General features: G+C 43.6%; 15 protein-coding genes and 1 riboswitch. Of the genes, 4 read left to right on the top strand and 11 right to left on the bottom strand.

Translation table 11 applies throughout. The annotated features are described in order from the left end of the window. Nucleotides 1-112 precede the first annotated feature (112 nt). The 9 genes from LJE12_RS14825 to LJE12_RS20760 all read right to left on the bottom strand — a co-directional run bounded on the left by LJE12_RS14825 (nt 113) and on the right by LJE12_RS20760 (nt 8296). Nucleotides 113-574: a DUF1700 domain-containing protein gene (locus LJE12_RS14825; RefSeq protein WP_020437299.1), complete on the bottom strand. Its 462-nt coding sequence runs from the start codon at nt 572-574 to the stop codon at nt 113-115. Nucleotides 575-718: 144 nt separating this feature from the next. Beyond that, entirely contained in the window at nt 719-1636 is a 918-nt protein-coding gene (gene aguB, locus LJE12_RS14820; RefSeq protein ID WP_020435605.1) for an N-carbamoylputrescine amidase, read from the bottom strand. A gap of 101 nt (nt 1637-1737) precedes the next feature. Then, a complete protein-coding gene (gene aguA, locus LJE12_RS14815; RefSeq protein WP_020435604.1) occupies nt 1738-2841 on the bottom strand; it encodes an agmatine deiminase in 1104 nt (367 codons plus the stop codon). A gap of 34 nt (nt 2842-2875) precedes the next feature. After that, nucleotides 2876-3997: a carboxynorspermidine decarboxylase gene (gene nspC / locus LJE12_RS14810; RefSeq protein WP_020435603.1), complete on the bottom strand. Its 1122-nt coding sequence runs from the start codon at nt 3995-3997 to the stop codon at nt 2876-2878. After that, complete coding sequence (locus LJE12_RS14805; RefSeq protein WP_020435602.1) at nt 3987-5267, bottom strand: saccharopine dehydrogenase family protein; 1281 nt, start codon at nt 5265-5267, stop codon at nt 3987-3989. The genes nspC and LJE12_RS14805 overlap by 11 nt, the downstream gene beginning before the upstream one ends. Next, nucleotides 5264-6124 carry a polyamine aminopropyltransferase gene (gene speE, locus LJE12_RS14800; RefSeq protein ID WP_008708139.1) on the bottom strand — a complete coding sequence of 287 codons (861 nt, stop codon included), beginning with the start codon at nt 6122-6124 and terminating at the stop codon, nt 5264-5266. Before speE ends, LJE12_RS14805 begins: the two co-directional genes overlap by 4 nt. Before the next feature lie 2 nt (nt 6125-6126). Beyond that, complete coding sequence (locus tag LJE12_RS14795; protein WP_020435601.1) at nt 6127-7584, bottom strand: aminotransferase class I/II-fold pyridoxal phosphate-dependent enzyme; 1458 nt, start codon at nt 7582-7584, stop codon at nt 6127-6129. 230 nt (nt 7585-7814) lie between these two features. Further along, a complete protein-coding gene (locus LJE12_RS20060; protein WP_255610858.1) occupies nt 7815-7949 on the bottom strand; it encodes a hypothetical protein in 135 nt (44 codons plus the stop codon). Between the two features lie 254 nt (nt 7950-8203). Beyond that, entirely contained in the window at nt 8204-8296 is a 93-nt protein-coding gene (locus tag LJE12_RS20760) for a DUF6783 domain-containing protein (RefSeq protein ID WP_319792445.1), read from the bottom strand. Between LJE12_RS20760 and LJE12_RS20755 the strand changes: the two genes are divergently transcribed. From LJE12_RS20755 to LJE12_RS14790, 3 genes are all read left to right on the top strand, one after another. Further along, complete coding sequence (locus LJE12_RS20755; protein ID WP_319792444.1) at nt 8273-8326, top strand: DUF6783 domain-containing protein; 54 nt, start codon at nt 8273-8275, stop codon at nt 8324-8326. The genes LJE12_RS20760 and LJE12_RS20755 overlap by 24 nt on opposite strands. 46 nt (nt 8327-8372) lie before the next feature. Next, complete coding sequence (locus tag LJE12_RS20750) at nt 8373-8453, top strand: hypothetical protein (protein WP_306505412.1); 81 nt, start codon at nt 8373-8375, stop codon at nt 8451-8453. A 169-nt stretch (nt 8454-8622) separates the two neighbouring features. Beyond that, nucleotides 8623-8708, top strand: a riboswitch (ZMP/ZTP riboswitch). Nucleotides 8709-8872: 164 nt separating this feature from the next. After that, a complete protein-coding gene (locus LJE12_RS14790) occupies nt 8873-10558 on the top strand; it encodes a formate--tetrahydrofolate ligase (protein WP_118614301.1) in 1686 nt (561 codons plus the stop codon). A 108-nt stretch (nt 10559-10666) separates the two neighbouring features. On the opposite strand, the gene LJE12_RS14785 is transcribed toward LJE12_RS14790, so the two are convergent. After that, nucleotides 10667-12109, bottom strand: coding sequence for an aspartate ammonia-lyase (locus LJE12_RS14785; protein WP_008708134.1), 1443 nt, complete (start codon nt 12107-12109; stop codon nt 10667-10669). A 97-nt stretch (nt 12110-12206) separates the two neighbouring features. On the opposite strand from LJE12_RS14785, the gene LJE12_RS14780 reads away from it, so the two are divergent. Beyond that, nucleotides 12207-13142: a LysR family transcriptional regulator gene (locus tag LJE12_RS14780; protein ID WP_020435914.1), complete on the top strand. Its 936-nt coding sequence runs from the start codon at nt 12207-12209 to the stop codon at nt 13140-13142. Between the two features lie 111 nt (nt 13143-13253). Here the strand turns inward: LJE12_RS14780 and xylB are convergent, their stop codons facing one another. Next, nucleotides 13254-14711: a xylulokinase gene (xylB, locus tag LJE12_RS14775; protein ID WP_020435915.1), complete on the bottom strand. Its 1458-nt coding sequence runs from the start codon at nt 14709-14711 to the stop codon at nt 13254-13256. Nucleotides 14712-14794 lie beyond the last annotated feature (83 nt).

Raw genomic sequence — 14794 nt, 5'->3', positions numbered from 1 at the left:
TTGTATGATTATAAATATTCAAGGGGAATTAATATCGTGAAACAAGAACGTTTACACTTAAGATTTTTAAGATTCTGCGCAGGGTTTCTTTTCTGAAACCCTGCACAGATTTTCATTGATCATTTCTTTTCTTCAGCCATGAAAGAAAATAAAGAATAATTGCAAGAATAATAAAAAACGGAATCGCAACTCCGATTATCAGTATCAGTAAAACAATTATAACAGCCGCCGCTGCAATAACAACAGCCCTGCCATGCCAGGTAGAAAGATCGATTACTTTTTTCCATCTTTTCTCCTGCTGATGAGGAAGCTCTGTCTCATTGCCATAACTGCTTCCATAAGAAGAATACTCTCCGTAATCTTCCTGTGTACTTCCATCATCTGTATCGATCAGAGTTTTTGCTATCAGATGCGGGTCTCCCAGTTCCTGCAGTACTTCCTGCTCTGAACGTCCGCCACGTACCTGAGACTGTATATAATCTTCATAATACCTGATATGTGCTGCTGCTTTGCCCTCCTGCATCTGACCGGCAAGCTGGCTTCTCAGGATTTCCAAAAATTCTTTTCTGTTCATCTTCTACACTCCATTTTGCCAGAAATACATGTCAAAACTCTACTGCTCGCTCCGTTATCAGTAACGTTCGTACTCTTATTTTACCATATATACCGCAGGTAGCAACTAATATAATCATAAACTTTTTATGAAATTCTTATAAACTCAGTTACTGTTCACTCCGTTCTCAGTAACTGAGCCAAAATTCATTCCGGAAATTTTTGCATACATCTCCGGTCTGCGGTCTCTGAAAAGTCCCCAGTTCAGTCTATCTGCCTTTAATGCATCCAGGTCAAAAGTGCTTACAAGCACCCCCTCTTCCCCTCTGGGCAGTTCTGCACAGAGAGCACCTGTGTTGTCTGTGATAAAAGAAGAGCCGTAAAAATTAAGAGCAGATTTCTGCATTCCGTTTTCCGGACATGGCTCTACTGTTTCCTCACCGATTCTGTTGGCAGCGATCACAGGGATCAGGTTGGAGGCAGCGTGTCCCTGCATACATCTTCTCCAGTGTTCCATGCTGTCGCATTCCAGGATGGGTTCACTTCCGATGGCAGTGGGATAAAAGAGAAGCTCTGCTCCCTGCAGTGCCATACATCTTGCCGTTTCCGGGAACCACTGATCCCAGCAGATTCCAACTCCAATGGTTCCAAATCTGGTATCAAAAACCTTAAAGCCGGTATCTCCCGGTGTGAAATAGAATTTTTCCTGATAATAATGGTCATCCGGAATATGTGTTTTCCGGTAAACGCCGAGATTCTTCCCATCTGCATCCAGAACCGCAACGCTGTTATAGGTATTATTGACCTCTTTTTCATAAAAGCTGACCGGGATCACAATCCCCAGCTCTGCCGCTACCCTGCTGAAATGACGCACTGCAGGGTTTTCCTCTGCAGTCTGCGCATATTCATAATACTCATATCTGCGCTCCTGGCAGAAATAGGGCCGTTCAAAAAGCTCCGGAAGAAGAACAATCTCAGCTCCCTTTGCTGCTGCCTGACGCACCAGTTCCTCTGCATGGGCAATATTTTTCTCCACACTTTTACTGCATTTCATCTGAACTGCTGCCACTGTTACATTTCTCATCCTGTCTGTTCCTCCTGCTCCTGTTTACATAAGTAAGTTTTTTCATAACTTTCAGGTAATAACCCTCAAACACATGACTCTCAAAGTTTTCTGCATCAGGGTCAGATATTTTTTCCGGGAATCTGCTGGGTAATACAGTGAATATTTCCACCGCCGACAATGATGGCTCTGGCATCAATGGGATAAATCCTTCTTTCAGGAAAACACTTCTGCAGAATCTCCACTGCCCTTTTGTCATTTTCATCCCCAAATTGTGGAAGGATGATCCCTCCATTGGAAATATAGAAATTCACGTAACTGGCAGCCATCCGTTCTCCTGCTTCCCGTTCGTCTTCTCCCTCTTCAAACACAAAGCCATCCACATCTTCCTGGGTAAGGCAGACCGGTTTCTGAGGAATCGGAAGCTTATGAATCTTAAATTTTCTGCCTTTTGCATCTGTTTCCTGTTCCAGCACCTTCAGATCAGCCAGAGACATGGCATACTGCGGATCTGTCTCATCCTCTGTCCATGCAAGCACAACCTCTCCGGGCCTTACAAAAGCGCACACGTTATCCACATGCTCATTGGTTTCATCCTGATAGATTCCACATGGAAGCCAGATAATCTTGTGGACACCGAGCCAGTACTTCAACTGTTCCTCTATCTGTTCCCTGCTCATCTGAGGATTGCGTCCCTGACTCAGAAGACAGGCCTCTGTAACGATCAGAGTCCCCTCTCCGTCAGAATGGATGGAACCGCCCTCAAGCACAAAAGGTCTGGCATCCAGACATGGACAACCAAGAGTCCTGCAGATAAAGGCAGCCACCCTGTCGTCCTTCTCCCAGTTCCGGTAAAGTCCATCAAAGTCTCCTCCCCAGGCATTAAACTGCCAGTCAACTCCACAGACCGCCCCTTTCTCATCCAGAACCATGGTTGCTCCCACATCTCTGGCCCAGGCGTCATCTGTCTCGCATTCCAGCAAAGTCACACCGGAAACATTCCCCAGCTGATTCTTTGCATTCTCCATCTGAGCTTTGGAAACCAGCATATACACCTTTTCGCTCTCTCCAATAGCCTCTGCAACTTTCACAAATGCTTTCTGTGCTTCCCTTGCCCCATAATTCCAGGAACCGGGACGTTCCGGCCAGATCATCACACATCCCTCATGAGGCTCAAATTCTCCGGGCATACGATATTTTGTTCTGTTCTTCTCTGTAACTTCCATGTCTGTCTCCTTTTCTTTGATAGCCCGGCAGATATCAGGAAAGCCGGCTCTTAAAGTCTTCGTATCCGAAATGTCTGATAACCTCACACTCTCCGTCCTCATGCATAACCGCAATATCCGGCAGCGGCATACCGTTAAATGTATTATTCTTCACCATAGAATAAATCGCCATATCCATAAAATACAGCTTGTCCCCGATCCGGATCTCTCTGTCAAAGGAATAATCTCCGATTACATCTCCTGCCAGGCAGGTGCAGGAAGATAAGCGGTAGGTATATGCCTTCTCCCCTGCTTCCCCGCTGTCCTTAAGAGGCGGACGATAGGGCATCTCCAGCACATCCGGCATATGGCAGGCTGCAGAAGCATCCAAAATCAGCGTTCTGATCTCATTTTCCACAATGTCCATAACCTCTGTCACCAGATATCCGGCATTCAGGGCAACAGCCTCCCCGGGCTCCAGATAAATATCCAAATCATAGGTTTCCTTCATATGCTGAATACATTTTTCCAGGAGCTTTACATCATAATCCTCTCTGGTAATGTGATGTCCGCCGCCCATATTCAACCAGGAAACCTCAGACAGAAATTCTCCAAACTTCTCCTCTACTGCCTGCAATGTTTTCTCCAGGTCATCCGCATTCTGTTCGCAGAGCGTATGGAAATGCAGTCCGTCGATCCATTTCAGACATTCCCCGTCAAAGTTCTCTCTGGTAACCCCCAGCCTGGAACCCGGCGCACAGGGATCATAGATTGCATGATCCCCCTGAGTGGAGCATTCCGGATTAATACGGAGTCCCAGACTGGCTCTGGTACACACATCTTTAAATTTCTTCAGCTGTGCTGTGGAATTAAAGATAATATGGTCACAGATACGATCCAGTTCCTCTATATCTTCTGTACGGTAAGCAGGGGAAAAAACATGATTCTCTTTCCCCATCTCTTCATATCCAAGCCTTGCCTCAAACAGACCGCTGGCAGTGGTACCTGCCAGATATTTTCCGATCATGGGATACAGAGCAAAGCCGGAAAACGCTTTCTGCGCCAGAAGGATCTTACACCCGGTATCCTCCTGGACTTTTTTCAAAATCTCCAGATTCTCCCGCATCTTCTTCTCATCGATCACATAGCAGGGAGTTTGCAGTTGATCAATCTTCATTGGCTTTCCAGACCTTTACCAGTTCAGGATCTTCGCAGACTTTCCATGGAAGTCCCCATTTGTTCAGTGCTTCCATATATGGATCCGGATCAAATTCTTCCACATTAAATACACCCGGCTTCTTCCACTGTCCGGTCACTACCATCATGGAACCAATCATAGCCGGAACACCTGTTGTATAGGAGATTGCCTGGGATTCCACCTCTTTATAACATTCCTGATGATCACATACATTATAAATATAAATACTTTTCTCTTTTCCGTCCTTAACACCTGTGAAAATACAGCCGATATTTGTTTTACCCACTGTTCTCGGACCCAGAGATGCAGGATCCGGCAGAAGAGCTTTCAAAAACTGGATCGGCACGATCTCCTGTCCATTAAATTCCACAGGTGCGGTGGAAAGCATTCCTACATTTTCCAGACATTTCATATGTGTCAGATAGCTCTGTCCGAATGTCATAAAGAAACGGATCCTCTGTACTCCCGGAATATTTTTTGCCAGTGATTCAATCTCTTCATGATGAAGAAGATACATATCCTTCTTTCCTACCTCAGGGAAATCGTAGACAGATTTAAATTCCATAGGCTCTGTTTCTACCCAATGTCCGTCTTCCCAGTAGGAACCATTTGCGGAAACCTCTCGAAGATTGATCTCCGGGTTAAAGTTTGTGGCAAAAGGATATCCATGATCACCGCCGTTACAGTCCAGAATATCAATGGTATGGATTTCATCAAAATAATGCTTCAAGGCATAGGCACTGAATACACTGGTAACACCCGGATCAAAACCGGTTCCCAGAAGAGCAGTCAGTCCTGCTTCCTTAAATTTCTCATCATAAGCCCACTGCCAGGAATAATCGAAATATGCAGTAAAGCCTTTTTCTTTACATCTCTTTTCATAGATTGCACGCCATGTGGGATCTTCTGTATCCTCTGCTTCATAATTGGCAGTATCAATATAATCCGCACCGGCTTCCAGACATGCATCCATGATGGTAAGATCCTGATATGGAAGTGCCACATTCAGGACAGCATCCGGCTTATAGGCTCTGATCAATTCTGCGACCTCTGCTGCATTATCCGCATCTACCTTTGCTGTCTCAATTTTTGTCTTCGTTGTACTTTCAATCTTCTCTTTGAGTGCATCGCATTTTTCCTTTGTCCTGCTTGCGATCATAATCTCTGTAAAAACATCGCTGTTCTGACAGCATTTGCGAATTGCCACTGAAGCTACCCCACCACATCCGATTACCAATAATCTGCTCATAAACTGTTTTCCTCCTCTTCCAGTAAATCTTCTACATATTTTGGAAGCATAAATGCTCCTCTGTGAAGGTTTGTTGTATAATACCATGTTTCTATATTAAGATTATCAAACCTCTCCGGCCTGAAATCTTCCAGTGGATGATATTTCTTTGATGCAAATCCAAAAAGCCAGTATCCCGAGGGACAGGTAGGGATATGTGCCTGATAAACCCTGCTCACCGGAAATGACCGGAAAACCTTTCTGTGCATCTTTCTGCATTCCACCTCATCCTCATCATAAAAAGGACTTCCATGCTGATAAACCATGATTCCGTCATCTCTGAGAGCCTTATAACAGCTTCCGTAGAATTCCTTTGTAAAAAGTCCCTCTGTATGTCCCAGCGGATCTGTGGAATCATTGATGATCAGGTCATATCTGGCCTTTTTATTCCGCAGGAACCGAAGGCCGTCTTCATAATAAATGTTGACTCTCTCATCCTTCAGTCCCTGGGCAATATCCGGAAACATCTCCGCACATACATCCACAAACATTTTATCGGATTCCACCACATCAATGCTCTCAATCTGTGGATAATGGATCAGTTCTCTGGCAACTCCACCGTCACCGCCGCCGATGATCAGAACATTTTTTACATTGGGATGTACTGTCATTGGCACATGCGTGACCATTTCATCATAAATAAATTCATCCTTGTCAGAAAATACGATCTCACCGTCCAGAGCCACAAATCTTCCAAATTCTTCAGACTCAAACACATCGATTCTCTGAAATTCACTTTCCCCTGAAAATAACTGTCGGTTAATCCGGACAGAAAGCTTTACATTTCCTGTATGGAACTCGGAATACCATAATTCCATGATCAGATACCCCCTTTCAGGACCTGAAGATTTTCTACCTTCGGATCCTCCATTCCCTGCATGGAACAGCCTTTGTCTCTTGCATAAAGAATGTATTCTACAATTTCCTGTGTCACCATTTCTCCAGGAGCAAGAATCGGGATTCCCGGAGGATAACACATAACAAATTCACCGCTGATCCTGCCTGCCGCCTGTTCCATGGGCAGAGATTCTTTCTCCGCATAAAATGCCTGCTGTGGAGACGCCACCACTGCAGGTGCGATATATTCCCCGGAAAGCATACCTGTGCTGTCCTTCTTATACAGACGTTCAATATCAGCCAGTGCCCCTACCAGTCTCTCAATATCCTGAAGCCTGTCTCCGATGGAAATGTAAGCCAGAATATTACAGATATCTCCAAACTCAATCTGAATATCATATTCATCTCTGAGAAGATCATAAACTTCAATACCTGCCAGCCCATTTCCCAGTGTATAAATGGAGAGTTTTGTAACATCAAAATCAAAAACACTGGTTCCATTGATCAGATCCATACCATATGCATAATAACCGCCGATCTCATTGATCTCCTCTCTGGCATACTGCGCCATCCCTGCAACCTTTTCAAAGGATTCCTCTCCCCTGAGTGCCAGATTTCTTCTGGAGATATCCAGACTGGACAACAGAAGATAAGAAGCGCTTGTGGTCTGAGTCAGATTGATGATCTGGCGCACTTTCTCTGCATTCATACTCTTATTCAAAAGCAGCAGCGAACTCTGTGTCAGACTTCCGCCGGATTTGTGCATGGAAACTGCCGCCATGTCAGCACCTGCCGCCATTCCGGATACAGGAAGGTTTCTGCCGAAATAAAGATGGGTTCCATGAGCCTCATCTGCCAGCACCTTCATTCCTCTTGCATGAGCCTTCTTTACGATAGTCCGCAGATCCGAACAGATTCCATAATAGGTAGGGTTATTTACAAGAACTGCCACCGCATCCGGATTCTCATCCATAGCCTTCTCCACCTGACTGACTTCCATGCCAAGGGAAATGCCCAGCTGCGCATTCACCTCCGGGTTTACATAAACCGGAATTGCACCGCACAGTACCAGGGCATTGATGGCACTTTTATGTACATTTCGCGGCAGAATGATCTTATCCCCTGCCTTGCAGACAGACAGGATCATGCTCTGCACTGCAGATGTGGTTCCTCCTACCATAAGGAATGCATGCGCTGCGCCAAAAGCATCTGCTGCAAGCTCCTCCGCTTCTCTGATCACCGAAACCGGGTGGCAGAGATTGTCCAGCGGCTTCATAGAATTAACATCCAGCCCCACACATTTCTCTCCCAGCAACTGTGCAAGCTCCGGATTTCCTCTTCCTCTTTTATGTCCCGGCACATCAAAGGGAACGACTCTCTTCTTTCGGAAACGTTCCAGTGCTTCATATATGGGCGCATGCTGTTGTCTTTCATAATCCATTTGACATGTTCCTCTTTTCCTGTCGTCATGTACCGGCAAATACAGTTCTATCATTCAGCAATTGTATACTGCCTCAAACCGGCACAATGATTCAATTATTTCTCTATATATTCAAGTCGAACGCATGTGAGACACATCCTCGCAAAGCGTTTATCTCCAACCATATCCTTTATATTTGCTATATCTGCACAAAAAAAGAAGCAGATAAGTTCATTCACCATCTGCTTCTCTCATGATCTATAGAATTTCTCAGGCTCTGTCTCTTTATATACTGACCGGATTTCCCGTATAAATCCGTCTGTATCCTGTGCCTGTTCCCGTATTCTGAAATATTCATGACTGCTGTCGTCTTCAATCGCTGGCAAATATATGCTATGCTCTTATTGACCGTTTCACAAGATGATGTGTGCTTACGCACTGATTATTATAAAGTAATCAACTTATAAAATTTGAGCTCCTAACTCAATCAATAATGTGGTGTCTCCCACCCGGCAACTGCCCCGCCTGTCCGTATGGCTTAACATTCAGAAACTGTCTCTGAATGTGAGCAAATATTTGCATGAAAACGATAATGTCTTTTCATACTAAAGATGAGAATAACATATCTTCTGAACTGTTGTCAATTCCATTTTCCATATTTTGCACTAGAGCGTGTCTGAAAAAGGCTTTCTGCAAGATGTGCGTCACAATTTGTGGGATATTTTGCCCGGATGAGGGCGCCGTAGCGGGCTACGGCAACTGAATTCGGGTGAAATATCCCGCAAAGTGGGGGCGTGCAGATTGCGGGAATGATTTTTCAGACACGCTCTAGCTTTACCCGCTTTTTATATTTTCTTCATTTATCAGGGAAAACTGTGTTTATTTTTTAACAATTTCTTTCCTTGAGAAAACGTATTTTCTTTCATGACCAGGGATTACGATTCTCTTCTCTTATCAATTTGCACAACTTTTATCCAGTTTACTCACATTTTTTGACGTTTCAACAAAATTTTCTTGACATTTTTTTCTCAAAATGATATATTGTATTCATCAATTGAAAGAACCTTCGAGTACTGACGGAAAGAGTGGAGTGCAAACCACGTGGAGTCGGAGGTTTGTGGGAGCCGACCGTCTGGGCAGTATTTGAAATATTCAGATACTGGCCTTTTTTTATAACTTTCAGGGCAGAAATCAGGAATACCAGGCAGACCGGCCAATACTTCTTTCAATTAATAATTGTTGCTGATCGCGGAGTGAACAGCAACAGAAGTTTTTCATGTTATGCGGAAACGAAAGGAGAAAAACAATTATGGGATTCAAATCAGACATTGAAATTGCACAGGAATGCGAGATGCTTCCAATTACTCAGATCGCAGAGAAAGCAGGTATTGACGACAAATATCTGGAGCAGTACGGAAAATACAAAGCAAAGATCGACTACAATCTCTTAAGAGAGACAGATAAACCCGATGGAAAGCTGATCCTCATGACAGCTATCAACCCGACTCCAGCCGGAGAAGGAAAAACTACTACTACTGTAGGTCTTGCAGATGCTATGCAGAAACTTGGCAAGAACGTTATGGTAGCCCTTCGTGAGCCATCCTTAGGACCGGTATTCGGAGTAAAAGGTGGTGCAGCAGGTGGTGGATATGCACAGGTTGTTCCTATGGAAGATATCAACCTTCACTTCACAGGTGACTTCCATGCAATTGGTGCAGCAAACAACTTACTTGCAGCTATGATCGATAACCATATTTTCCAGGGCAACGCATTAAACATTGACCCACGTAAGATCACATGGAAAAGATGCGTAGATATGAACGACCGTCAGCTTCGTAACGTAGTAGACGGCCTTGGCGGAAGAACAAACGGTATGCCTCGTGAAGACGGATACGACATCACCGTTGCATCTGAGATCATGGCAGTTCTCTGTCTTGCAAGTGACATCAAAGACCTGAAAGAAAGATTATCCAAGATCATCATCGGATATACATATGGTAAAGTTTCTGAGCAGAAACCTGTAACAGCCGGTGACCTTCATGCAGAAGGTGCTATGACAGCTCTGTTAAAAGATGCCCTGAAACCAAACCTTGTACAGACTCTGGAACACGTTCCTGCAATCGTACACGGCGGACCATTCGCAAACATCGCTCACGGATGTAACTCCGTAACAGCTACAAAGATGGCTCTGAAACTTGCTGATTATGCGATCACAGAGGCTGGTTTCGGTGCTGACCTTGGTGCTGAGAAATTCCTCGACATCAAATGCCGTATGGCAGGCTTAAAACCAAGTGCAGTTGTTATCGTAGCTACAGTACGTGCTCTGAAATACAACGGCGGTGTTGCAAAAGCTGATCTCAACAACGAAAACCTGGAAGCACTTGAGAAAGGTCTTCCAAACCTGCTCAAACATGTATCCAACATCAAGAATGTATACAAACTGCCATGCGTAGTTGCTATCAATGCATTCCCTACAGATACAAAAGCAGAGCTTGATCTTGTAGAAGCAAAATGTAAAGAACTGGGCGTTAACGTTGCTCTTTCTGAAGTATGGGCAAAAGGCGGCGAAGGCGGAATCAAACTTGCAGAAGAAGTTATCCGTCTTGTTGAAGAACCAAACGACTTCTCCTATGCATATGAACTGGAAGGTTCTATCGAAGACAAACTGAACCAGATTGTTCAGAAAGTTTACGGTGGCAAGAGAGTTGTCCTGACAGCTAATGCTCAGAAACAGGCGAAACAGTTAGAAGCTCTTGGCTTTGGCAACTGCCCGATCTGTGTAGCTAAGACACAGTACAGCTTAACAGATGACCAGACTAAACTGGGTGCTCCTACTGACTTCGAAGTTACAGTACGTAACCTGAAGATTTCCGCTGGTGCAGGATTCATCGTAGCTCTTACAGGCGAGATCATGACAATGCCAGGTCTTCCTAAAGTTCCGGCTGCTGAGAGAATCGACGTAGACGAGACAGGTAAGATCACAGGTCTGTTCTAATCCAGTTGAAATCAATCGAATAATTCAAAAATATAAAAATCATATTTATATATGATATGTGTCCAGACGATTTTACAGGCGGGAAGATTTTCCCGCCTGTTTTTTTCTTTATTTTTTTATAAGATAATCTTTTCCGGAAATACCAGGTTCCGTCATATGGATCGGATCCAGAATGCGATTAAGTTCATCCTCGTCCATAAGCTTTTCTTTCAGAATCAGACTTCTTACAGATTCGCCTGTCTTAATTGCCTTTTTTGCAATATCCGCAGCCTTCTGATATCCAAGATGGGGGCTGATTGCAGTGATAATACCTACACTGTTTTCTACCAGATAACGGCATCTTTCTTCATTTGCCGTAATTCCTACAATACAATTATCCACCAATGTCTGGACTGCATAGCCAAGAGTATCGATAGACTGGAACATGCAATAGAAAATAATCGGCTCAAACGCATTTAATTCCAGCTGACCAGCCTCTGCAGCCATGGTAATGGTAACATCATTACCAATAATATTAAAAGCAACCTGATTCACTACTTCAGGAATAACCGGATTAACTTTACCTGGCATAATAGAGGAACCATTCTGTTTTGCCGGAAGATTAATCTCCCCAAAACCAGTACGTGGACCGGAGGACATCAGACGGAGATCATTTGACATTTTGGAAAGAGTTACCGCACATGCTTTCACAGCACCGGAAACGGCTACAAATGGATCCAGATTCTGAGTGGAATCAATCAGATCAAAAGCCTGTATAAAGTCCATTCCCGATATTTCAGTGAGATTTGGAACAATTCTTCTCAGATAGCCCTCATCTGCATTAATTCCTGTTCCAATAGCAGTACCTCCCATATTAAGAGTCCGCATTTCATCCATTGCTTTATCCATTCTGTGGATATCACGCATGATTGCTACCGAATATGCCTTAAATTCCTGTCCCAGACGAATTGGTACTGCATCCTGCATCTGTGTACGCCCCATTTTTATTATGTGATCAAACTCTGTAGCTTTTTCATTAAGAGCATCATAGAGGCGAAGAAGCTGTTTTTTCAGATTCTGCAACAAACGAAGAGAAGTCATTTTACCGGCAGTAGGAATAACGTCATTGGTAGACTGTCCACAATTCACATCATCGTTAGGATTTATAATTGTATAATCGCCCTTTTTTCCTCCCAGTATCTCAATCGCGCGATTTGCAATTACTTCATTGGCATTCATATTTAAAGATGTGCCAGCTCCTCCCTGAACAGGATCCACAATAAATTCATTATGGAATTTTCCTGAAACAATTTCATCACATGCCTGGACAATCGCCTGTGCTTTTTTCTTCTCAAGAAGCCCCACCTCACAATTGGTTATCGCTGCTGCTTTTTTTATGTATGCAAGACTGTTAATAATTTCCGGATGCATATTCAACCCCGTAATGTGGAAATTTTCAGCCGCACGTAAGGATTGTACTCCATAATATACATCTTCCGGAATATCCTTTACACCAATAGAATCCCTTTCTACACGATAGTCTGTTTTTTTCATAGTTATTCGCCCTCCCATGTATTTGCCCTCATTATATATCTCTGCTATAATATAATCAAATACATATATTTTTATAAAATATATAGTGTTTAAATTATATATCGGAGGAGTTTATATGTTTCAGGGAATGGAATACATCTATGAGGTCTACAAGGAAAAAAGCTTTTCCAAAGCTGCTGCTGCTCTTTTCATTTCGCAGCCTTCTTTAAGCGCCAATGTAAAACGTGTGGAAAACCGTATTGGCTATCCTATTTTTGATCGAAGTACCAAACCTTTACAGTTAACTGAAGTCGGAAAACATTATATACAGGCTGTTGAAAAAGTCATGGATATTGAAAATAATCTCGAAAACTACCTACTGGATCTGGGAAATCTCAAAACAGGAACTCTTAATGTAGGTGGCAGTAACTTTTTTTCTTCGTGGATTCTGCCTCCCCTTATTGCTGATTTTTCCCAAAAATTCCCCCATGTTCAAATTTCTCTTGTAGAAGAAAGTACAGCAAAGCTATCCCAGTTTCTCCAGGCCGGAAAGTTAGATCTGGTGATTGATAACTGTATTCTGGATAACCAGATTTTTGAACGTTATATCTACCAGAAAGAACAACTTCTTCTTGCAGTTCCCAAAAATTATTCAGTAAATACCAGACTGCAGAAATATCAGATTCCTATTGAGGAAATCCGGAACGGGCAGTTCCGTTCTTCTCATATTCCTTCTGTTCCATTAAACAAATTCGAGAACGAACCATTTATTATTCTTCGTTCAGATAATGATACCGGTAAGCGTGCACTTACCATTTGTCAGGAAAATCACTTTTCGCCTTCTGTAGTATTTCGCCTGGATCAGCAGATGACTGCCTATAATATTGCATGTTTGGGAATGGGTATCACTTTCATCGGGGATCTTCTGCTCTCCAGAGTTCCAACAAATTCAGAACTTGTTTTTTATAAGCTGCCCGGTCAGAGCAGTAAACGCACTGTGTTTTTTTACTGGAAGAAAGGCCGCTATATCAGCAGAGCCATGGAAGAATTCCTGAGGCTGCCCTTTTCCTGATATGCCATAATCAAATAGGCTGTGGTGATTGGTCATCATCAGATGTACGTCAAAATGGGGTTGTTGTGCTAAATAAGCACAACAACCCCAGTATGTCAGGCAGATATTCGATTAGAACAATGGCTTCATCGCCGGATACAGAGTTCTGAACTTCTGATATCTCTCTTCATATTTTGCAACCAGTTCAGGATCCGGTTCTACTGTATCAACAACTTTGGCAAATTTCTTACCGATGGTTTCTACATCCGGGTAAGCACCACAGCCTACTGCTGCCAGCATAGCTCCACCCATGGACGGTCCTTCTTCGTTCTCCAGAACATCAACCTTCAGGTTCATAACGTTTGCAATGATCTTCTTCCACAGTGGGCTCTTAGCTCCGCCACCGCAAATCTTGGTTCTCTCAATCTTGATTCCAAGGCTTCTTGCAACCTCCAGAGAATCGCGAAGACCGAATGCAACACCTTCCAGAACAGCCTGTGTCATGTCTGCTCTTGTACTGTCCATGGACATTCCGAAGAATACACCTCTTGCATCAGGATTATTATGAGGTGAGCGTTCTCCCATCAAATATGGAAGGAAGAATACATGATTCTCTCCCAGCTTCTGAATTGGAGCCTGCTCTGCTGCGAAATCCTTTGTCTGAAGAATCTCCTCTGCCCACCATTTGTTACAGGAAGCTGCGCTGAGCATGCATCCCATCAGATGATAGCTTCCATCTGCATGACAGAAAGAATGAAGTGCGTTATTTTCGTCCACACCAAAGTTTTTACTGGAAATAAACACAGTTCCGGATGTTCCAAGAGAAATATTACACTGACCGTCACCAACTGTACCTGTTCCTACAGCAGCTGCCGCATTGTCACCTGCACCTGCAACAACTTTTACATTCTCACTGAATCCAAGTTCTTTCGCAATCTCAGGTTTCAGAGTTCCTACTACTTCCCAACTCTCATACAGTTTCGGAAGCTGCTCTTCTGTGATTCCACAGATCTCCAGCATTTCTTTTGACCAGCAGCGGTTCTTCACATCAAGAAGAAGCATACCGGAAGCATCAGAAACATCTGTACAAAAAGAACCGGACAGACGATATGCCAGATAATCCTTAGGAAGCATAATCTTTACTACCTTCTTAAAGTTCTCAGGCTCATTTTTCTGCATCCAGAGGATCTTCGGTGCTGTGAAGCCTGCGAAAGCAATATTTGCTGTATACTGTGAAAGTTTGTCTTTTCCGATCACTGTATTCAGATATTCTGTCTCTTCGCCTGTACGTCCGTCATTCCAGAGGATTGCAGGACGGATCACATTATCATCCTTGTCAAGTGTTACCAGACCATGCATCTGGCCGCCAAAACCAATTCCTGCTACCTGCGCTCTGTCGATATCCTTTGTCAGCTCTTTCATACCTTCCATACTCTGCGCAAACCAGTCTTCCGGTTTCTGCTCAGACCAGCCCGGATGTGGGAAGAATAAAGGATATTCTCTGGATACGATGTTACAGATTTTTCCTGATTCTTCCATAAGAAGAAGTTTTACAGCGGAAGTACCAAGATCAATACCGATATAATACATAAGTGCTCTCCTTTTCTATTTCTAATCTAATTAGGCGTTTGCGAAACGCCAAAAGCCGCATAAATACGGCATTTTTTTGTTGT

Origin of the sequence: Blautia sp. DFI.6.71 (assembly GCF_020593585.1) — a bacterium.
GTDB lineage: Bacteria > Bacillota > Clostridia > Lachnospirales > Lachnospiraceae > Blautia_A > Blautia_A wexlerae.
This window is presented reverse-complemented; position numbering and strand designations above follow the sequence as displayed.

What these genes read in the sequence shown, in the direction of transcription:
- LJE12_RS14805 (WP_020435602.1), bottom strand. Translation starts at nt 5,267, where the DNA reads ATGAGCAGATTATTGGTAATCGGATGTGGTGGGGTAGCTTCAGTGGCA.
- LJE12_RS14825 (WP_020437299.1), bottom strand. Translation starts at nt 574, where the DNA reads ATGAACAGAAAAGAATTTTTGGAAATCCTGAGAAGCCAGCTTGCCGGT.
- LJE12_RS14795 (WP_020435601.1), bottom strand. Translation starts at nt 7,584, where the DNA reads ATGGATTATGAAAGACAACAGCATGCGCCCATATATGAAGCACTGGAA.
- LJE12_RS20750 (WP_306505412.1), top strand. Translation starts at nt 8,373, where the DNA reads ATGATTTTTCAGACACGCTCTAGCTTTACCCGCTTTTTATATTTTCTT.
- LJE12_RS14780 (WP_020435914.1), top strand. Translation starts at nt 12,207, where the DNA reads ATGTTTCAGGGAATGGAATACATCTATGAGGTCTACAAGGAAAAAAGC.
- nspC (WP_020435603.1), bottom strand. Translation starts at nt 3,997, where the DNA reads ATGAAGATTGATCAACTGCAAACTCCCTGCTATGTGATCGATGAGAAG.
- aguA (WP_020435604.1), bottom strand. Translation starts at nt 2,841, where the DNA reads ATGGAAGTTACAGAGAAGAACAGAACAAAATATCGTATGCCCGGAGAA.
- LJE12_RS14790 (WP_118614301.1), top strand. Translation starts at nt 8,873, where the DNA reads ATGGGATTCAAATCAGACATTGAAATTGCACAGGAATGCGAGATGCTT.
- speE (WP_008708139.1), bottom strand. Translation starts at nt 6,124, where the DNA reads ATGGAATTATGGTATTCCGAGTTCCATACAGGAAATGTAAAGCTTTCT.
- LJE12_RS14785 (WP_008708134.1), bottom strand. Translation starts at nt 12,109, where the DNA reads ATGGGAGGGCGAATAACTATGAAAAAAACAGACTATCGTGTAGAAAGG.
- xylB (WP_020435915.1), bottom strand. Translation starts at nt 14,711, where the DNA reads ATGTATTATATCGGTATTGATCTTGGTACTTCCGCTGTAAAACTTCTT.
- aguB (WP_020435605.1), bottom strand. Translation starts at nt 1,636, where the DNA reads ATGAGAAATGTAACAGTGGCAGCAGTTCAGATGAAATGCAGTAAAAGT.